General features: G+C 58.4%; 19 protein-coding genes. 6 read left to right on the top strand and 13 right to left on the bottom strand.

Going from position 1 to position 20241, the window contains the following annotated elements:
* The first annotated feature begins 19 nt into the window (after positions 1-19).
* Entirely contained in the window at positions 20-784 is a 765-nt protein-coding gene (locus AC1DCP_RS16690; RefSeq protein ID WP_013761249.1) for an IclR family transcriptional regulator, read from the top strand.
* Here AC1DCP_RS16690 and AC1DCP_RS16685 read toward each other — a convergent pair.
* Complete coding sequence (locus tag AC1DCP_RS16685) at positions 757-1431, bottom strand: TetR/AcrR family transcriptional regulator (protein ID WP_013761248.1); 675 nt, start codon at positions 1429-1431, stop codon at positions 757-759. The genes AC1DCP_RS16690 and AC1DCP_RS16685 overlap by 28 nt on opposite strands.
* Before the next feature lie 159 nt (positions 1432-1590).
* Between AC1DCP_RS16685 and AC1DCP_RS16680 the strand changes: the two genes are divergently transcribed.
* Positions 1591-3684, top strand: a complete 2094-nt coding sequence (locus tag AC1DCP_RS16680) for a hydantoinase/oxoprolinase family protein (protein WP_476774478.1) — start codon at positions 1591-1593, stop codon at positions 3682-3684.
* Positions 3685-3686: 2 nt separating this feature from the next.
* Positions 3687-5261, top strand: a complete 1575-nt coding sequence (locus AC1DCP_RS16675; protein ID WP_247643662.1) for a hydantoinase B/oxoprolinase family protein — start codon at positions 3687-3689, stop codon at positions 5259-5261.
* Positions 5262-5427: 166 nt separating this feature from the next.
* Here the strand turns inward: AC1DCP_RS16675 and AC1DCP_RS16670 are convergent, their stop codons facing one another.
* Positions 5428-5946 carry an Lrp/AsnC family transcriptional regulator gene (locus AC1DCP_RS16670; protein ID WP_041694606.1) on the bottom strand — a complete coding sequence of 173 codons (519 nt, stop codon included), beginning with the start codon at positions 5944-5946 and terminating at the stop codon, positions 5428-5430.
* Positions 5947-6106: 160 nt separating this feature from the next.
* Between AC1DCP_RS16670 and AC1DCP_RS16665 the strand changes: the two genes are divergently transcribed.
* Both AC1DCP_RS16665 and AC1DCP_RS16660 read left to right on the top strand, forming a co-directional pair.
* Positions 6107-6673: a PPC domain-containing DNA-binding protein gene (locus AC1DCP_RS16665; RefSeq protein WP_013761244.1), complete on the top strand. Its 567-nt coding sequence runs from the start codon at positions 6107-6109 to the stop codon at positions 6671-6673.
* Positions 6660-7067: a PPC domain-containing DNA-binding protein gene (locus AC1DCP_RS16660; RefSeq protein ID WP_013761243.1), complete on the top strand. Its 408-nt coding sequence runs from the start codon at positions 6660-6662 to the stop codon at positions 7065-7067. Before AC1DCP_RS16665 ends, AC1DCP_RS16660 begins: the two co-directional genes overlap by 14 nt.
* 38 nt (positions 7068-7105) lie before the next feature.
* On the opposite strand, the gene AC1DCP_RS16655 is transcribed toward AC1DCP_RS16660, so the two are convergent.
* The 11 genes from AC1DCP_RS16655 to AC1DCP_RS16605 form a co-directional block, all read right to left on the bottom strand.
* Complete coding sequence (locus AC1DCP_RS16655) at positions 7106-7999, bottom strand: PPC domain-containing DNA-binding protein (RefSeq protein ID WP_476774477.1); 894 nt, start codon at positions 7997-7999, stop codon at positions 7106-7108.
* Complete coding sequence (locus AC1DCP_RS16650; RefSeq protein ID WP_476774476.1) at positions 7996-8775, bottom strand: SDR family NAD(P)-dependent oxidoreductase; 780 nt, start codon at positions 8773-8775, stop codon at positions 7996-7998. Before AC1DCP_RS16650 ends, AC1DCP_RS16655 begins: the two co-directional genes overlap by 4 nt.
* Before the next feature lie 31 nt (positions 8776-8806).
* Positions 8807-10447, bottom strand: coding sequence for an acyl-CoA synthetase (locus tag AC1DCP_RS16645; RefSeq protein ID WP_476774475.1), 1641 nt, complete (start codon positions 10445-10447; stop codon positions 8807-8809).
* On the bottom strand, positions 10444-11613 hold the full coding sequence (locus AC1DCP_RS16640; protein ID WP_065688963.1) for an acetyl-CoA acetyltransferase: 1170 nt from the start codon (positions 11611-11613) through the stop codon (positions 10444-10446). Before AC1DCP_RS16640 ends, AC1DCP_RS16645 begins: the two co-directional genes overlap by 4 nt.
* Positions 11610-12470 carry an IclR family transcriptional regulator gene (locus tag AC1DCP_RS16635; protein WP_127966372.1) on the bottom strand — a complete coding sequence of 287 codons (861 nt, stop codon included), beginning with the start codon at positions 12468-12470 and terminating at the stop codon, positions 11610-11612. The genes AC1DCP_RS16640 and AC1DCP_RS16635 overlap by 4 nt, the downstream gene beginning before the upstream one ends.
* A 1-nt stretch (position 12471) precedes the next feature.
* The gene (locus tag AC1DCP_RS16630) at positions 12472-13275 is read right to left on the bottom strand and encodes an SDR family NAD(P)-dependent oxidoreductase (RefSeq protein WP_476774474.1); all 804 of its coding nucleotides are present in this window, start codon (positions 13273-13275) and stop codon (positions 12472-12474) included.
* Between the two features lie 76 nt (positions 13276-13351).
* On the bottom strand, positions 13352-14362 hold the full coding sequence (locus tag AC1DCP_RS16625; protein WP_003517515.1) for a TRAP transporter substrate-binding protein: 1011 nt from the start codon (positions 14360-14362) through the stop codon (positions 13352-13354).
* A 65-nt stretch (positions 14363-14427) separates the two neighbouring features.
* Positions 14428-16305 (bottom strand): TRAP transporter large permease, encoded by a 1878-nt coding sequence (locus tag AC1DCP_RS16620; RefSeq protein WP_013761236.1) that lies wholly within the window; start codon positions 16303-16305, stop codon positions 14428-14430.
* Between the two features lie 756 nt (positions 16306-17061).
* Positions 17062-17871, bottom strand: coding sequence for a cyclase family protein (locus AC1DCP_RS16615; protein ID WP_476774473.1), 810 nt, complete (start codon positions 17869-17871; stop codon positions 17062-17064).
* 300 nt (positions 17872-18171) lie between these two features.
* Entirely contained in the window at positions 18172-18330 is a 159-nt protein-coding gene (locus AC1DCP_RS16610; protein WP_155846277.1) for a hypothetical protein, read from the bottom strand.
* A complete protein-coding gene (locus AC1DCP_RS16605) occupies positions 18308-18724 on the bottom strand; it encodes an organic hydroperoxide resistance protein (protein WP_065660157.1) in 417 nt (138 codons plus the stop codon). Before AC1DCP_RS16605 ends, AC1DCP_RS16610 begins: the two co-directional genes overlap by 23 nt.
* Before the next feature lie 592 nt (positions 18725-19316).
* Between AC1DCP_RS16605 and AC1DCP_RS16600 the strand changes: the two genes are divergently transcribed.
* Positions 19317-20126 carry a hypothetical protein gene (locus AC1DCP_RS16600; protein ID WP_476774472.1) on the top strand — a complete coding sequence of 270 codons (810 nt, stop codon included), beginning with the start codon at positions 19317-19319 and terminating at the stop codon, positions 20124-20126.
* Positions 20127-20241 lie beyond the last annotated feature (115 nt).

Genomic DNA, 20241 nt, shown 5'->3' with positions numbered 1-20241 from the left:
CGAAACCCAGGGGACAAGCATGGCAAAGCAATCGTCCAGCAATGTCGAACGCGGTGCGGAAATTCTTCTGGCGCTAGGCAATGCGGGTGTCGGCGGCATGAGCCTTGCTGAAATCGCAGATGGGATCGGTGACGCTAAATCGGCGGTGCATCGGGCTCTGACGGGACTGTCTCATTACGGTTTTGTTGAGCAGAGCGGTCGGCGCGGCAACTACAGGCTGGGGAGCGCGATTTATGCGCTGGCGCAGCGCGTGCCAGGTATTGGTGATCTGGTCGATCTTTTCCGTCCGGCGCTTATTTCCATCACCGCCGGCACAAACATATCAAGTTTTCTCATGGCGCGGTCGGGTTTCGAATCTGTTTGCCTCGATTTCCAGCTCAGCGCAGCGCCGGTCCAACCCTTGCTTTCGGGCGTGGGCGGGCGTCTGCCGCTTGGTATCGGCCATGCCGGGGTTTGCATGATGGCGCGGCTGGACAGGGAATCCCGCGAACGCATCCTCGAAATCAACGCCCCGCATTACGAACAATGGCAGATCGAAACGGATACCATCCGCGCCGAGATCGAGATGTTCCTTGAAAAAGGCTATGTGATCGGTACGCGCAAGGCGGCGGGGTACGAGGTCTGGACGCTTTCCTTTGCGCCCGCGCCCGGTGACAATCGTTATGGCGAAACCGGGGTTTCTCTGCTTGCGCTGGCAAACAGCGTTTCGGATGACGAGGCACAGCGCTGCGTCGCGCTGATGTCTGAAGCACTGCCCTACAAGTGGTCCGGCCTCAATGCGTAACGCTGGATCATTTCCTGGATATGGGCAAGGCGCGCGCTGCGCGCCGGTTCAGCAAGAACGTCCCGCCCGAAGGTAAAGCGGATGGTGTGTGCCGTGGAGACCGTGGCCCAGCACAGATTCGAGATTGACAGCCATAACTCGACAGGGTCCAACCGAGGGCGAAACACGCCAGCTGTGGCGCCACGCTCCAGAATGCCTGCTACCATCCGGGAAATATTTCCGGCATATACCGTTTCGGGCTCCGATTCGCGGATGTTCTCGCCACCGTGCAGGTTCTCGATGCCGACAAGCGTCAGGAAGCCCTGATTGTTCCGGTAGTAGTCAAAGGTGAACTCCACAAGCCGGTCGAGCGCAGCAACCGGATCCGAAGGCATCGCCAGCGCTTCCTCTGCATCGCGCATCGCCCGGTAAGCGTCTTCCAGCACATGCCGGAACAACACTTCCTTGCGGGAAAAATGCCGATAGACAAGTGCCTTGTTAACGCCAGCCGAATGGGCGATAGCCTCGATATTTGCACCTTCCAGACCGTGGGCAACGAATTCGCCTGCCGCAGCCACAAGAATGGCCTTGCGGGTGCGCGAGGTGCGCGCCGCGTGTGATCCTGGCGGCTTTTCCTTCACCTTTGTTGCCTGCGGCCTGTCGTTCATTCATGTCGTCCTTCCGTGGCTGGCGAATATCATCTTTGCCTCGTCTTGTCCTCTCTTCGGCAAGGAACGAATTTTGCAGCGTTGTCGTCAACAGCTCTTTACAGCTACCGTTGCTTCTGTTTTTGTAACGACAACGTTACTGTTACACAAGAGGCAGTTATGACCCCGCATATACGTGTCGCATCCGACGTCGGCGGAACTTTCACCGACAGCATTGCCTATGACGAGACGACGAGAACAATTACGGTCTCGAAGGTATCGACCACACCGGTCAACCGTGCGCTCGGCACGCTTGAAGGCCTGCGAAAGGCCCTGGGCCTGCAGGGCGCGAGCGGTGCGGATGTTGCGTATGTGGGCCATGGCATGACAACGGCAACCAATGCCGTGATCCAGCGCAATGGCGCAAAGACGGCATTTCTCACCAATCACGGCTTTCGCGATCTCCTTGAAATCGGCCGCCAGAACCGTCCGACGCTGTTCGATCTGACCAGGGTGAAGCCTGAACCGTTGGTGCCGCGCGAACTTTGTTTTACGGCGCGGGGCCGTATTCTGCCGACAGGTAAAGAGTTGAAGCCGCTCGACGAGGCCGATGTGCGCGCGGCTGGTGAAGCGATGAAGGCGGCCGGCGTCGAGGCCGTCGCCATCCTTTTTCTCCACTCTTACGCTAATCCCTCCCATGAGTTGCGGGCGCGCGATATTCTGGCTGAAGTCCTCCCAGATGTGGCAATTTCCGCTTCGGTCGAGGTGAATGCCGAATTCCGCGAATACGAGCGGGGCTCGACGGCGGTGCTCAATGCCTATCTTCGTCCGGTCATGGACCGTTATCTGTCTTCGCTCTCCGGTATGTTGCAGGATGAGAAGGAAGGGCTGGGCCTTGGCCGCGACCGTCCGGTTATGGTGATGGATGCGGCCGGTGGACTGATGAGCCTCGAAGGAGCGCGCCTCAAGCCCGTCCATACCGTTCTATCCGGCCCCGCCGGTGGTGTGGTCGCCAGCGCGCATGTGGCTATGCTGGCAGGTATTCCCGATATCATCACCATGGATATTGGTGGGACGTCCACGGATATCAGTCTCATCCGGGCTGGACGGCCGGAAATCACCCGTTCGGCCAGTCTCGAAACCGTGCCGATCCGCCTGCCGGTTATCGATATCAATGCTATCGGTGCGGGCRGTGGTTCCATTGCCTGGATTGATGACGGTKGGGCGTTGCGTGCGGGGCCGATGAGCGCCGAGGCGGTGCCGGGCCCCGTTTGCTATCGTCGCGGTGGAACGTTGCCGACAGTTACCGATGCCAATCTTTTGCTGGGGCGGTTCTCGCCGCAATCGCGTCTGGGCGGTTCGATGACACTTGATCTGGATGGGGCCCATAAAGCCATCAACGATGTCATTGCACAACCACTTGGTCTTGATGTCTATGAGGCGGCGGCAGGAATATTGCGCGTAGCCCATGCCAACATTGTTCGGGGCATCCGCGTTGTTTCCGTGGAACGTGGTTATGATCCACGTGATTTTGCGCTTGTGCCATTCGGCGGTGCGGGACCGATGCATGGCAGCCCCGTAGCCCGCGAACTCAAGATGCCGCGTGTAATGGTGCCGCCGACCCCTGGCATTCTCTGTGCGCTGGGACAGCTGATTTCAGACCTGCGCCACGATTTCGTCGAAACACACGTCGTCCCCTATGCCGCCAATGGCGAAGCTGAAGCGGCTTTGCGCATCAAGCGCCTGACTGACCGCGCCGACGGCCATCTCGATCATGACGGCGTCGCGCCGGACCGGCGCGACGTGGAAATACGCATCGACATGCGCTATCAGGGCCAGTCGTTTGAACTGTCAGTGACGGTGAATCCCGGCGAACTCTGTTGGTGGGCCGACCTTCCTCGCCGGTTTCACGCCGCACACCGGGCCCGCTTCGGTCATGCTGACGAAAACGCCGCAATCGAGATCGCCGGCTTCGGCGTCACAGGTATCGGCCGCATCAAAACGCCGGTGCTTCCCGAACTCGACGACGGAGGCCCTGTGCCCGACAACGATGCCCTGACCGGCGAACGCCCGGTCTATTACGAGCCTGGCGATACCGGCGCGCGTGGCGCCTTCCATAGGGCGGCGGTCTACGCCCGGGAAAAGCTCAAGGCTGGCAACATGATATTCGGCCCCGCCATTATCGAGGAAGTTTCTTCGACCACCGTTCTTTATCCTGCCGACCGTCTCACGGTTCACAAATCAGGCAGTCTGATCGTTGAGGTAGCAGAATGACCATGTTTGATCCGATCCGTCTCGAAGTTCTACGAAATGCCCTGGAAGCAACCGCGCAGGAAATGGGCGTCGTGCTGAAATGCACTGCCTTTTCGCCCAACATTAAAGAACGCATGGACGCATCCTGCGCAATCTTCAACGCGAATGCGGAGCTGGTCGCGCAGGCCGAGCACGTACCGGTGCATCTTGGTTCCATGCTGAGGGCCGTTGCGCCGACACTTGCACAGTTGCCACCGCTCAAGGAAGGCGATGTCGTCATCGTCAACGACCCTTTCGTTGCCGGCGCGCATCTGCCCGACATCACGTTGATAGCTCCCGTTTTCGCCGCAGGTGAACTCGTTGCGCACGTGGCAAGCCGCGCGCACCATTCGGATGTCGGAGGCATGGAGCCCGGTTCGATGCCCGGCAGCTCAACAGAGATTTTCCAGGAGGGCCTGATCATTCCGCCAGTCCTACTTTACGACGGAGGTGCGGAACAGGCCGGTATCATGCGCATGGTTCTTGCCAATGTGCGCACGCCGGAAGAGAGGCGCGGTGATCTCAATGCCCAGTTGGCGGCTCTCAGGATCGGGGAGACCCGCCTGCAGGAAATGGTGGGGCGTTTCGGTGTCGATGGGCTGAAACAGGGCCTGTCGGCCATTCTTGACTATTCCGAGCGGCGCATGCTGAAGCGCCTCGCTGAGTTGCCGCCCGGCCGCTACGAGGCCGAGGACTGGCTGGATGACGATGGATCAAACCCGGAAAAAGTCCTGATCAAGGTTGCAGTCGATGTTGCGCCCGACCGTCTGGTATTCGATTTTGCAGGAACCGCGCCGCAGCGGCGTGGTAATGTCAATGCGGTCAAGCCGATGACGCATTCGGCGGTGTTCTACGCCATCAAGATACTGACCGACGCAACGCTTCCGCCAAATGCCGGCGTGTTGCGTCCAGTCGAAATTCACATTCCGCAGGGCTGTTTCCTCGATGCCCAGCCGCCGGCCGCCGTCTGCGCGGGCAATACTGAAACCACGCAACGCGTGGCAGACACGGTACTGCGCGCCTTTGCGCTTATCGCGCCCGATCGCATCGCCGCCGCCAGTCAGGGGACGATGAACCTGATCGGCATTGGTGGACGTGATCCCCGAAGCGGAAGGCCCTATACCTATATCGAGACGATTGGCGGGGGGCAGGGCGGCCGTCCCTATGGTGCAGGCATGCATGGCGTGCACGCAAATATGTCGAACACGCTCAACACCCCGATCGAGGCGCTTGAAATCAGCTATCCGCTGCGTATCGAACGTTACGAGCTGCGCCAGGGATCGGGCGGGACGGGGCACCATGCCGGCGGCGAAGGCCTGATACGCGCCATTACAGCGGTGGATCACGAGGCGCGTGTTTCACTTCAATCCGACCGTCGGATCACTGGTCCTTACGGTCTGCATGGCGGTGACGCCGGCGCGACGGGACAAAACTCGGTCATCGATGCGGCCGGCGTTGCGACACCCCTAGCCGGCAAAGGCTCGGTAACGCTTTCGTCTGGAGAAACGGTCGTCGTGGAAACGCCCGGCGGCGGTGGCTGGGGGAGGGTTCCGGTTTAGATCGAATAGAGACGCTACAGTCTCCCGCATACCTTGGACATCTGCGATCTTCTGCGGCACGCCATTGCCCCGAAACGACAATTTCAAGTCGGTTCAGTCACCAGCTGAGGAACGAAAGGGGGGTCGCAAACGCGACTACTACCTTTTTACCAGCAATCCGCTGCCGCTATCTTGCCGGGGCGCGGCCGGTGCCGGTCGCTTCCATTGATGGAGGTTCGGGATCGGGTACGACTGATAATGTGTGTTTGAGGCATTTAAGGGCGAAACAGGATCGGGAGTGGCGTACACCCTCGATCTTGTAGAGCTTTCGGCGCAGAAACTGCTCGTAGCCTGCGGTTCCTGCCACCGCCACCTTGATGAGATAATCATATTCGCCTGTCGTCAGATAGGCTTCCAGCACCTCCGGAAGAGCGGCCATCGCCTCTCCGAAGCGTTCCAGAACCTCGTCGTCGTGGCGCTCCAGCATCACCTCGATGATAACAGTTTCGGCCAGTCCAAGCTTGGCCTGATCGAGAATGGCGGTATAGCCGCGAATGACCCCTTCGTCTTCCAGCCGCTTGACACGCTGCCAGCAGGGACTGGGCGACAACCCCACCTTTTCCGAAAGCTCCGCATTGCTCAACCTGCCGTTCTCCAGCAGGGTGCGCAATATCTTGCGGTCAATTCTGTCCAGCGGTTTCGTCATCCCCGGTCTCCACACAATACGTTGCAAAAATCTGCCGTCACTGCGGCAGACTGCGAAAGAAATGTTTTCCGACGGGCGGTTTGGCGCTGGCATTCGAAAGCACCTTCCGTTGATTTTTAAGTACCGTACTGCAAGGTACAGGCAGCAGGGAGGAGCAGGCGTGGCACCCGTAGAACAGCATCATTTTCCAAGGCCAAGAACGTTGATTCATCCCGGCATTTCCTCGCCGGTGCGCATCAACAGCCTGCACTCGCCATCCGCGCGCCACGTGCGGCTGTTCATTGCGGCGGGCCGCAGTCTTTACGATGGAATCGTGCAGCCGCTTTTTGAAAACGGCATTGAGAATGCCTCGCTCACCATTCTTGGCGGCTATTTCGACATATTGTCCTATTGCGTCGCCCCGCCCGACCCTTCCGGCAAGGCGGTCATTGCCTATACGAAACCCATCGACGCCGGTGCAGCCTGGCTTGTGTTCGGCAATGCTACACTCGGACGCGGCATGAAGGGCGAGCCAATTGTTCATTGTCATGCCGCCATGCGCACCGCGGCAGGTGTGGTCAAGGGCGGCCATCTGCTGACTGAATCCTGTATTGTTGGCGAGAGCGGCGTTTCCGCCCTGGTGACCTCACTAGACAGTTTCGTGCTGCAGCAGTCCTTCGACCCTGAAACCAACATTCCCCTTCTTCAACCCAGGAACCGTACGGAGCGCGCCGATGATCACGCATAACACTGTCGAAATCGGATCCATGGGGCGTGTGGCCTATGCCCGCATCGCACCCAATGAAGACCTTGTTCTCGGTGTCGAAAAACTGTGCCTTGCCGAAGGTTTCAGAAATGCCTTTGTGCGCGGCGCGCTGGGCAGTCTGGTCGATGCCTGTCTCGGCACCCGCAGCGGCGCGTTCTTGCAAATACGCGGTCCCGCCGTGGAAATCGTCTCCATTGCCGGCGAAGTGCGTGCCCAGCCCGACGGCTCGCTGCGCGCCTCGCTGACCGGTGTCGTCGCCGATACCGAAGGCTCGGTTTATGGCGGTCCCTTTATCGCCGGAGCTAACCCGGTTTGCATGACTTTTGAAGTGACGCTGGAAGAGTGGTTGCCTGCGGAAAAGCCGCAGGCGGCGTGAGTTGTCGTCAGGCGGGCCGGTGAGTTGCGCAGCGCAACTCATGCGGCGTGCCCCTGTCTTTCGGTCAGAAGTAGCTCGAAAGTGACGCAGACCGGGTTTTTGCCGCGCACCAGCCGCCCGCCGCTGATATGTCTGGTGAGGTCCACCATCGCAATATCCAGCATTGCTTGTCGGTCTCCCGACGCGGCCGCGCCGATACGGCCCTTGTTTATGAGGATTTCGCTCGCGTAGGCGTCAAGGCTTGTTCCGTCTTCATAATCCGCACCGACCAGGCTGCCAATTCCATTGACTTCGGCTTCTCGCAGGCCAAACTGGGTAGCGACCTCTTCGAGTGCCGTGCATATATCGGTATTTGGGCGCACTGTGCATAAAAGTGCCCGAAGACCCGAACCCTTTTGGTGGCGCTGTTGCGCGATGGGTGTAAAAAGGGGGAAGTTGGTTTCCTCATCCTTTTGCACATCGAGGATCGCTCCATCCAGCGCCAGAGCTTCAAGCGGTGTTTCTACAGCAAATTCGGTCTCGAAAGGCAGCAGATGCCCCATGGAGACAACGCCGTCGGCACTCTCCCATGACCCATGGCAATGCAGAAACGGCGCGTTATCGCGCCGGCCCATATGCAGGCCGGCATCGATGATTGTGCCACCCGGCATGGAAAAGGTTTCGCTATACCATGCGGCATGTGCGTCATCCGGTGCGGCCGCCGGCATGACATAATGCAACCGTTTCATCGGTACGTTCTTCAGTCTGACGTAACCACCTTTGAAACCCAACTCCGCAAAGGCATCCGCAATCGCTTCATTGGCGCTTACGCCGGACCGGACCGTCAGAGTAACAGGATAGGCATGGCAGCCGAAGGTGCGAAAGCGTTCAGGCGTTATCGGTCCGGGATGGACGATGTGGCGGGGAAGCTCTTGCGTGCCTGTCTCCGTCATACCGCTAGCCCCGCGGTAATGAAGCCCCCATCCACGGCAAGTACCTGTCCGTTGATGTAGCTTGCGTCATCCGACACGAGGAAAGCCACGGCAGAGGCGATCTCGTCCGTCCTGCCATAGCGATGCATCGGAACGCGGCTGTGCCATTGGTCGCGAACATTTTCCGTATGAACCGCCTGGGTGAGGGGGGTATCGACCGGACCGGGAGCAACTGCATTGACACGAATGCCTGATTGACCCAGCTCGTTTGCCATTACCATCGTCAGAAGATTGACGCCGCCTTTCGAAGCGCCGTAGGCGCTGCGGCCACGATTTCCACACATGCCGGAAACAGAGCTGATATTCACGATCGAGCCGGCAATATCGCGCTCCAGCCAGTAACGTGCGGCAGTGCGCGCTACCGCGAAGCTGCCGACGAGATTGACATCAACGATACGGCGAAATTCTTCGACGCTTGTGTCGACGGACAGCTTGTCGATACCGATGCCGGCGCTGTTGACGACGGCGACCAGATCAACCGCATGATCGGCATCGCCCGCGGTCAAGGCGGCGAATGCCCTCTCTATCGATGCCTCGTCCGCAACATTGCAGACGATGCCGCGAGAGAGATCGATACCGAGCTTTTCGCAGGCTATATCCAGCGCCTCGCGCTTGAGATCCAGCAACCATGGTTGCCAGCCGCGCGCCATCAGGAGCTGTGCAGTGGAGAAACCGATGCCGGATGCACCGCCGGTGATCGCGACGGCCCCTTTTGTCCCTGTTTTCTCTTGTGTCATACCGTCTCCTCCCGATTGAATGTCACGCCTGTCAGCCTGTCCGCTTTTCTTCGAAAGCCGGCATCTGACCGCGTTTCTCCAGTTCCTCGCGGATCATTTTCTTGGTGATCTTGCCGTAGGCGGATTTCGGCATGGCATCCCAGAACACCACTGATTTCGGCAGCTTGTAGCGGGCCATCTTGCCTTCCAGATAGGCCTTCAGATCGATGGCGGCGATATCCGCGCCCTCGCGGGCCACGCACACGGCCACACCGACCTCGCCCCACACCGCGTCCGGCACACCCAGAACCGCAGTCTCGCTGATGTCAGGATGCATAAGGATTTTTTCCTCGATTTCACGCGGATAGATGTTCGAGCCGCCGGAAATATACATGTCGGAGGCGCGCCCGGTGATGTAGAGGAAGCCGCTCTCATCGCGATGACCAAGGTCGCCCGTGCGGAACCAGCCATTGCGGAAGGCTTTGGCATTGGCCTCGGGATTATCGTAGTAGCCGGCGAAAACGGCGGGACCGATTACACAAATTTCGCCGGTTTCGCCTGCGCCAACCTCTTCGCCAGCATCGTTCTGGATCTGCACTTCCATGCCGGTGCGGTCGAAGCCGCAGGTGCCGATGCGCGTTTCCGGACCGTCCTCGGCGTTATGAAAAGAAGGCGGCAGCACGGTGATGTTACCGGTGACTTCACCCAGGCCGAAATATTGCACCAGCACCGGGCCAAGCTTTGCAAGCGCGCGCTTCTGGTCCGCGCGATACATCGGCGCGCCGGCATAGATGACATAGCGCAGCGACGAGTGATCGAAACGATCCACAGAGGGGTCTTCGACGAGCATTTTAAGGATGGTCGGTACAGTGAAGGCGTTGGTGATACGCCATTTTTCGATCAGCCCCCAGACGGCGGGCACATCGAGTTTTTCCGCCGCCGGAAGCACTGTTTTCGCGCCATGCGCCACCTGCACCAGCTGGTGAATGCCCGCACCGTGTGAAAGCGGGGCAACGACGATGGAGGCGTCGTCCGGTCCGGTGCCGGGCATCAGATCGCAGAGATGGTTGGTGATGACGAACGCCATCTGGCCATGGGTAAGCACTGCAGCCTTGGGCCGGCCGGTGGTGCCCGAGGTGAAGAAGAACCAACACGGGTCATCCCGATCCACTGCCTGGCTTTTGACTTTGTGCCCCATATGACGGGCCACGATGGCATCGTAATCCTCACCGAACTCAGCCGTACCGATGGCGATGCTGAAATCGATCGTGCTTGCCTCATGGCTAGCTTTTGCATGATCGGGAAAAGCACTGGCACAAATCATGCCGCGTGCGCCGCTGGCCTTCGCCAGATAGGCAACTTCATCGGGCGATTGACGGTAATTGGTCGGCACCCACACCGCGCCCACGCGGAAGCATGCGAACATGGATTCGAACATCTGATTGTTGTTGGAGGACTGCACCAGAATGCGATCCCCCTTTCTGACGCCGAATTCAGTCTCCAGCGCATGGGCCATTGCGTCGACGCGGGCTTCCATTTGAGCCCAGCTCCAAGTCTTTTCACCCCAGACGAAACCGATATGGTCCGGTTTGCGGCGTGCCGCCTGCGTCAGGAAATGCGAGAGGTTCATCACCCGCGTGGTGGACGGCGCAACCCCGCCCGCGGGATGCTGCACGGCACTTTGCATCGTCATTTCACACGCTCCATGATCGAGACGTAATTGGCAACCGCCGTGCCACCCATGTTGAACACGCCAGCCAGGGAGGCATTGGGAATTTGCATGTCGCCTGCCTCGCCCATCAATTGCATCGCCGCCATGACATGCATGGAAACGCCGGTCGCCCCGACGGGATGACCTTTCGACTTCAATCCACCCGATGGGTTGATTGGCAGGCGTCCGGTCTTCAGCGCCGTTCCATCCTGGACAACGCGATATCCTTCACCGGGCTTCGCAAGCCCCATGGCCTCATATTCGATAAGTTCGGCAATGGTGAAGCAGTCGTGCGTTTCAACGAAAGAGAGGTCGTCTAGCGTTGCGCCGGCAAGTTCCAGCGAGCCGGCCCAGGCGCGGCGCGCGCCTTCGAAGGCCAACGGATCGCGACGGCTCAATGCCATGATGTCGTTGACATGCTTGCGGCCCCGGAAACCGATGGCGCGGTTGAGTGTGGCTGCCGTTTCCTCGTCGGCCAAAATGATCGCGGCAGCGCCATCCGAAATCAGCGAGCAGTCGGTGCGGCGCAGCGGGCCTGCGACGTAGGGGTTCTTGTCCGAAACCGTATTGCAGAAATCGAAGCCGAAATCCTTGCGCATATGGGCATAGGGATTGACCGCGCCATTGGCGTGGTTCTTTGCGGCAATCATCGCCAGTTCTTCCGAGCGGTCGCCATAACGTTGAAAATATGCCTGGGCGATGCGGCCGAACTGGCCGGCAAACCCGCCGGGAATATTGGCCTCCTCCGCACGGTAACAGGCGGAGAGCAGGATTTCGCCCACCTCTGCGGTCGGCAGCGCCGTCATTTTTTCGGCGCCGACAACGAGTGCGATGCGGCCGCGCCCGGCTTCGATGAAGTCCATGGCGCTATAGAGGGCGGCCGATCCTGTTGAGCAGGCATTTTCGAAACGCACTGCCGGCGTATAGGCGAGGCGCTCATCGCTCATCGCTACCAGGGCGCCCTGAAAATCCTGTTTCGAGAAGCCATTGTTCATCACGCCGACGAAAATGCCGTCGATATCGCTGACATCGACGCCCGCATGGTCTATGGCCGGCGCCACGACCGAAGCCATCAGTTGCTCGGTATTTTCAAGGGCCGACTTGCCGAAAGGCGAATGCGCCCAGCCGACGATCTGCGCTTTGCTCATTTGCTCGTTCTCCTCGTTTGCCGTTTCGTGTCGCCTTCACCGCGCGTGCGGGCGCGGCTGGCCATCATTTCTGCGATGCGTGTCTCGATGCGGGTTACTTCCTCGCGCAGCAGCGCTGCGAGTTCCGGCTGGCGCTCCGGCCGCATGCGGCTGTCCACAGCGGCAATGCTCAACGCTCCCGCTACCGCGCCATCAGGCGCGCGGATGGCAACGCCAATACCCCAGGAATTAGAAAGGATCAGGCCGGGGTTTAGCGAATAGCCATTGGCTCTCGTCAACTCGACATCACGGCGCAGGCCCTCAAGCGTGATGCCGGGATAATTAGCGGCAATAAGCCCGCTATTGGCCGCAATGATACTTTCCACCTCGGCGTCCGGCAGCGCTGCCAGCATGGCGAGCGAACCCGCACCAATACCCAAGGGGTGTTCGAAACCGGCCTGAAGCGCATGGGTGCGCACCGGCCAGGTGCCTTCTTCGCGGTAAAGGCACAGGGCAAATGTATCACGGCGCACGGAAAGGAAGCTCGAATCTTCCGAGCGGCGGGAAATGCGCGTCAGGCCGTCCTGCGCCATTTGAAGAAGGCCAAACCGGCGCGATGACAGGCTCCCCAGCACATAGGTTTCTTCGCCGAGGTAATAACGCCGCGTTTCCTCATCCTGCTCCACAAGGCCGGCGCGGATCAGAGCCAGCAGCAGGCGGCGGGCCGTCGGCTTGTTCAGTCCGCTTTCTGTCACGATGACCGAAAGCGCCACGCCGCGTTCCGCGTGCCTCCCGACCATTGAGAGCAGCGCCAGAGCCCGGTCCACCGCGCGCGCGCCCGTCAGATCTTTTTCTACCGGGATTGTTGTTGTTGCCATCTCAGAAAAACGCCCCCACCGCACAGCTTTGCCCGCCATCGACCGGCAAACAGACGCCGGTGATGAACTTAGCCTCATCAGATGCGAGAAAAACGGCGGCGCGGGCAATATCGAAGGCATCGCCCATGCGACCCACCGGGACAGCCGCATTGCGCGCCGCCACCATTTCCTCGACAGACGCATATTGATTGCTGATCTGCTTGTAGATCAGTGGGGTGTCGATCATTCCCGGAAGAATGCAATTGGCGCGAATGCCCTGCCGGGCATATTGCATGGCCAGCGCCACAGTCGCCTGATTTACAGCTGCCTTCATGGCGTAATAGGCAAAATAGGGATAGCCGGTCCAGCGAATGGAGGCGAGCGACGAGATATTGACAATCGCCCCGCCGCCCTGCGCCAACATCACCGGCAACACAGCCTTGGAGGTGCGATAAACGGAGCCGATATTGAGGTCGACCGAGGCGCGAAAGCTTTCCTCATCCAGCTCAACCGGCCCGCCCATATGGGTCACGCCGACATTATTGTGCAGAATATCGATGCCACCAAAGGCCTCGCAGGTGCGGGCAACGGTGGCCGATACGGACTGTAGTTCAGTGACATCGGCGGCAACCGCAATCGCCTCCAAGCCTTCACGGCGAATGATCTCAGCCGTCTCTTCGGCTGCGTCAGCGGAGAGATCGACACAGGCTACGCGCGCGCCTTCGCGGGCAAATTGCACGGCCGCAGCCTTGCCGTTGCCAAAACCCGGCCCCGATGATCCTGCGCCAAACACAAGCGCGCGTTTTCCCGTCAGGCGACCTGTCAAAGCAGTCTCCATTCCAATCGTCAGACATAGTCGGGTTGGCCCCGCTACGGGCGGGGCCAGCTATTCAACGGGCCGGTCAGGTCAGGCTTGCACCAACGGCCTTTTCAAGAATGGCCCAGGCTTCATCGCCGTATTTGCCTTTCCACTCGGAATAGAAGCCTGCCTCTTTCAGCGCGGCGCGGAAGAGTGTCGCATCCGTGTCGTTGAAGGTCATGCCCTTGGAAATCAGATCTTCCTTGACCGAGGCATTTAGCTTCGCCACGTCGGCGCGTTCATCCTTGCCGGACTGGTTGAGGTTTTTGGCGACGATGGCGCGCAGGTCATCCGGCAAACGCTCCCAGGCGCGCTTGTTGGCCAGGAACCAGAACCCGTCCCACATGTGATTGGTGACCGAGCAGAATTTCTGCACCTCGAACAGCTTCGCGGTGGAAATGATCGCCAGCGGATTTTCCTGGCCATCGACCACACCGGTCTGCAGTGCAGTATAGACCTCGGCGAAATTGATCGAGGCAGGGGCCGACTTGAATGCCTTGAACATAGAGGTCCAGAGCGGGCTCACTGGCACGCGGATCTTGAAGCTTTCGAGATCGGCCGGCGTGGCGATGGGCTTGGAAGCGCTGGTGATCTGGCGGAAGCCGTTGTCCCAGATTGTGTCCATGGCAACGAGATTCTGCTTGGCAATTTCGCCACGGACATATTTACCGAGATCGCCATCCATGGCCGCCCATACGGACTCGTAGTTCGGGAAGGCGAAACCGATGCCGCTGATGGAGGCGTTCGGTACCAGCGTCGACAGGATCAGCGGCGAAAGCGTGAAGAATTCAACGCCTCCAGAGCGCACCTGGCTCAAAACGTCTGTGTCGGCACCCAGCTGGCTGCTGGGGAAGATGCTGATATTGACCTGCCCATCGGTCTCTTTGGCGATACGCTCGGCGGCCTCCTTGGCGCGAATGTTCATCGGGTGCGCCGCAGGCAGATTATTGGCATATTTATAATTGTATTGGGCAGCGCGGGCGCGCGACACGAAGGCGGTGGCCAGTACGGCGGAACCGGCGCCGGCGAGTATGGTACGTCTGTTGATATTCATTGCTTTCTCCTCCCAAAATAAAGCAGTTATCATTCATCGGCGTGGCGGGCGGACCCGCCACGGTCTCAGAGCAGAATGGTCGAAAATCCGGGGATTGCTGCAATCAGCAGCAGGCCGATGATCATGGCTGCGAGATAGGGCCAGATGGCACCCATGGCTTCGTCCGGCGACACGTTGCCGATCTTGCAGGCGATGTAAAAGCCGATACCGATGGGCGGCGCCATCAGGCCGATATTCATGGCGACCACCACGACCATGGAATAATGGATGTCATTGATGCCAAGCGTGCGGGCGATCGGGAACATGATCGGCGCGAGCAGAACGATTGCTGGCAGTCCTTCCAGGACGCAGCCCAGGATCATGAAAATCAGGATCGACACGACCATGTAGGTCATCCAGCCGCCCGGAAGATCGGTAATCATCGCGGTCAGCTGGAAAGCAAAGCCGCTCTGCGTCAGCCCCCAGGCCATGGCCGATGCACAGCCGAGGATCAGCAGGATCGCCCCTGAAAGGGCTGCCGTCTCGACCAGCATCGAATAAAGCTTCCTGAGGCTGATGCCGCCATAAAGCACTGCGCCGACGATCATGGCGTAGAGCACGGCAATAGTGGATACTTCGGTTGCCGTGGCGACACCGCCGCCCACCAGGCTGCGGATGAGGAAGGGCAGAACGAGCGCCGGTGCGGCAATCAGGGCTGCCTTGCCGACCTGCGGCCATGGCGTGCGCTTTGCGCCTTCCATGTTTTCATCCCGCGCCTTCCAGCGGGCCAGAACGGCCAGCACCAGAAGCAGTACCATTGCAATCATGAAACCGGAGGTGAAGAGGCCGGCAATAGACACACCTGCCGCCGAACCCAGAACGATCAGCACGATTGAGGGCGGAACCGTATCAGCCATGGCGGCGCCGGTGGCCAGAAGCGCGATCATTTCCTTGGGTTTGTGGCCACGGCGCTTCATTTCCGGAAACAGTGCCGGTGCGACGGTTGCCATATCAGAAACCTTGGAGCCGGAAATGCCGGAGACAAGAAACAGAGAACCGAGCAGAACATAGGACATGCCCGCGCGAATGTGGCCAAACATCGAGGACAGAAGCTCGACAATCGCCTTACCCATGCCGGTTGCATCGAGCACGCAGCCGAGCAGCACGAAGACTGGCACTGATAACAGAATGATGCCGGACATGCCCTCATCCATGCGCCCGATCATCACAATGGTCGGAACCCAGGTGGTGAAGGTCAGATAGGCGAGGGTTCCAAGGCCGAAGCAGAAGGCAATAGGAACACCCAGCACAAGAAATACCGCAACGAACAGGCCGAGGAAGATCGCCAGATTAAAATTGCCGAGGGATTCCAGCATCGGCGATGCCAGGTAGAGCAGGCCGGAGGCAACCGCGACTGTTACAAGGGCCGCAATGATATCGCGCAGATTTTCTCGTCGGAAGAGATTGTTGAGCACCAAAAGCAGCATAAGACAGGCGCCGACCGGCAGCGCTGCAGCGCGAAACGACATCGGAATATTCAGCGCCGCTGACGTGACCACCCACTCCTCGATGGCGTATTCCATGGCGGGCTTGATGATTGCGGCAAGAAATGTAGCCACCAGCACCAGTGCCAGGGAATTGATATAGCCCAGAACACGTTGCGGGAACATGTTGAGAAACAGCGTGAGGCGCAGGTGTTCACTGCGATCGATCGCGATTGCCGCGCCCAGCATGGCAAACCACAGAAAGCACAAGGACGCCGTTTCATCGATCCAGACAATCGGTAGATGCAGGGCATAACGTGACGTCACGCCCAGCAGAAGCAGGCCGATCATCACCGCCAGCAGCACCGCCGCCACGGCCTCGATGGGGCGCATGAACCAGGAGCCTGTTACCTGTCCGGTGTGCAACAGTTCGCCATCGAGTACAAATACGTCGTCATTCGCGTTTGCGGTCATGGTCATCGGGGCCTCCTCTCCCACAGAACAACCTTCGCAATGAACATGTCTGCAAAACAGAACGTCCGTGCCACGACCGCGACATCAGGATAGCTGTTGTTTCCAGACAGGCCAGACCCCTCCAAAGGTCTGAATGTATCGGTATATTGCCTCCACAATATGGACCGTTACAAAATCATGTATTCGGGATACACAGGAAAATTCATGAAATCAACAGTAAATAGACGGATTTATGCGGTTAATTTGTCCATCTGTAAGGTCCATATAGTGGAACATACTTGATGGGAGCCCTCATTCCTCATGATCGCCTTGCAGCGCGGCACCTCGTTCAAAGGCCAGTCAATGCAAATCGTGCCTACCGATTGGAGCAGGTCGCCGGAAATCCGGGACGCCTGCGTCGCGTTACAGAGAGCCGGAAAACATGTCTGCCTGTCCGTAAACTGGCGGGGGTTGGAAAAGCTGCGACGTGACGACCGCTGGGCGCAATGGGAAAAATGACGGTGGCGCGTCTGAGCGCTCCCTGAACGGCAATACAGGCGTCGATTATCCATCGAAACCTTCCCTTGCGGTAGTTTCTTGACCTAACGTTATGCAGCAAGAAAATATGTTCTTCGCGACGTCACCGCTTGGAATTCTTCCTGGCAAGCGCGGGGCGACGCGTCGCCCAGCCTTTTCTTCGCGACCGCAGCGGATGCAGAGCGGATTGATCCGATGCGGCAGGTAAGCGGTTGCTGCATCCGGCGGCGCCCCGCCATGCTGCGTTCAGACCAGAGCCAGAATCCGGGCCGGACCACCCGTTCCGCCTCGATGTGCAGGCGCGCCGACGACGATTGTCGCGCCCTTTACCGGTAAAGCCTCAAGGTTGTTGAGGCCTTCGATGCCGTAGCGCCCTGCCGGAAGCCAGGAATTGTGAACTGCGAAATCGGCAGAGTTGCCAGGATCAAGCGAGAGCGTGTCGACACCGATTGCGACCGTATCGTGCTTGAGCAGGAGGTCGGTTGCCGATTTGCCGAAACCGGGGAAGGCAAATTTTCCGGCGTCGTCATTGCGGAAGGAGGGGCTCTTTACTCTGGTTGCCCAGCCGGAGCGCAGAGCGACGATCGAACCTGCGGGGATGTCGCCATTTGCGGATATCCAGCGCTCGATGTCTTCGGCCTCGATCGTGGAATTGGCATCCTCTTTTGCGCGGTCTGTGATGTCTATGATGACCAGCGGCGCGACAAGTTTTTGCGGTTCCAGCTGATCGACACTCGCCCCGTCGGCGCTGAAGTGGAAAGGTGCGTCAATATGCGTTGAGGTATGTTCGTAGATCGTGAGTTTATGGAGCTGATAACCGTCCTTGGCGATCTCAGCTGCCCACTCGTATTCTATGCCCGGCTTGCCATCGAATGTAGGGAATGTGGAATCATATGTATGTGTGAGATCGATGACCTGTCTGGGTGTTTGCGCAAGGACCGGGGGCGCGAGGCTGCCAGCCGTCATCGCCGTTACACCGGCCACGGCGCCCTTGAACAGCAAGCGTCGCGACAGCATGTTCTTTTTCACGTTCTCGATCACGCAATGGTTGCACATACCTTAGTCCCTCCAGTGAAAATCCCTGATCGCAACCGTAGCGCAACGATGGAGTGACGCAAGACATGACCTTCCCTGATTTTTGACCCGTGTTCAGATGGCGGTTTCGGCAGCCCTGCGTCCATAGGCAGGACCCGCTTGCCCACCGGCAGGCCGGTCTCCGATATCGTGAAAGGGTGGTGGACAGATTGTCCGCTTGCCGCAGGGCGTTGCGCAACGCGACTGCGTAACCAAGAGGGATGGCAGGAAGAAGTGTTGGCGAAAACGGCCGCGGCGGGGCGCCGAGCCGTTTCCTTGAGGTCAGATCGATGAAACCGCGCCAAGAAGTCCCGCAAGCGGCGAGGGCTCGTCGGATGTTGCGTCATATACGCATGGCACTGCAAATATCGCCGCAAACACGATGGCGATGACAAGCGCGCGGGCGGAAACCATCGGCTTAAGCGAGAATGAGCGTAACATCGATGTTCCCCCTGGTTGCCTTCGAATAGGGGCAGATCTGGTGGGCATCGTCTATTATCGTCTGTGCGATGGGACGATCGATACCGGGCAGGCTGACAGTCAGGCGAGCCTGCAGAAAGAATTCGCCACCCGTCGTGCCGAGGTCAACCTCCGCATCGACAGTGGTGTCGGCTGGAAGCCGGAGCTGGTGTTTTGCCGCCGCCTTTGTCATGGCGCCGATGAAACATGCCGACCAGCCTGCCGCAAAAAGCTGCTCGGGATTCGTGCCCGGCTTCCCGCTGCCCGGAGGGGAAAGCTTGATGCCAAGCGCGCCATCATCGCTTTGCGCCGATCCGTCGCGCCCACCTGTCGTGTGGGTCTTGCCGGTATAAAGAACAGTCTCGATCTTGGTCACGGGAAGTTCCTTTCATTTTGCCGCTGCTGCGGCGTTTCGTGATAGGAGCTTTGTGACGGATCGGCGTATCCGGCATGTTTCCGGAAACTGCAAAACTGTATCGAAAAGTATCGTTGTTACTGGTCTTCAGACGCCACCTGTTCGATATTTTGGTGGGAGTTCTGCGGTGGGCAGGTCGGCGGCCCGTTTGGGGACCTGCGATGGATTGGCGGCTTGCCGTTTTGTCATGTTTTTTTCGCGCATTTTTCAGGTGCTTTGTACAGATAAGGAATGCGTGAGAAAATGACCGTTTGTAAGAGTGTATGAGCTAAGTACAACGTCACCAGGCTCGAAATGCGGCGTTCGGTGAAGCCATGACAAAACCTGCATCAAAAGCACTTTGGCGGCCCTATGCGGCAGAAATTGCTTAAAGTATGGTGTTCGGGGAGGGGATGTGTTGGACCATTCTCGGATCTCTACAGCTTTGGGCAAATCTCTGTTGTCTTCGAGCAGGAAGATGCATAGTTGGAGTCTGAGTCTTCGCGATCAACCCATAATTCGTTCGCAGCTTCGATTGAATTTCGTTTGGATAACGACCTGGAGGATTATTTGAATGCCATTTGATAATCTCAATGAGGCGTGCCACGCTCTACTTCTATCAGCCGTGGCAACTCTCAACGAAACGAAACTTCGCTACGTCGTGGCTGGGGGGTGGGTACCTTTATTGATTGAGCCAGATCATCCTGACCTAGTTCATCCTGGTACAAGAGATGTCGATGTTCTGATGATTGATGAACTAAACGCCGTTCAAGCAGCTACGCAGGCACTTTTGGATAAGCGTTTCAGGCCGTCGGCTAAGCATGAATTCCAACTGCTTCGTGACGCCGCCGTTGGAACACGCGAATTTGTCTTCAACATAGATCTGATGCACCCTTACGAAGCAGGGGATACGCCACAGATGTTCAATGACATTTTCGACCTAGGGGTTGACGATGCATATGATCACAGAGGTTCAAGATTTGCGAAATCCATCGGCTTTCGTTCGGCGGCGATCGTCTATGAAGAGAACCTTTTTTCCACGGTGAGCGTCACGGGAGTTGATCTTGATGGTGAGCCCGCCGCGCATAAAGTACCTATTTTGAACGCCACCGCATTTATCCTATCGAAGTGTGAAAGCGTGTCGACGCCAAAACGAACTCGTGATGCCTTCGACATCTATTATATGATATCGGGTAAGAATGGTGCAAATCACACCGCCGAATTGTGCTCACTGGCGGCGCGGTTCGCACAGGTGGACGAGCAGGTGGAGCATCTGCGAGGCTTTCTACGCAACAACCCTGATAAGTTCAACAAGAACGTATCCATGCATGCGGGACGGTTCATCGAAAATGCTGCAAAAGACTGCCTAGAAGCTCTGAGCTAATATGGCATAGTAAAACTGCAGTAGCTCAGGTCACATTCTCTTGGCAAACTCTGCAAGCCATATAAAGCTACTTATTTCAGTATCGAAATAAATGGCTTTTGTACACTGTCTGTAA

The sequence above is a fragment of the Agrobacterium sp. 10T429 genome (assembly GCF_056393925.1).
This window is presented reverse-complemented; position numbering and strand designations above follow the sequence as displayed.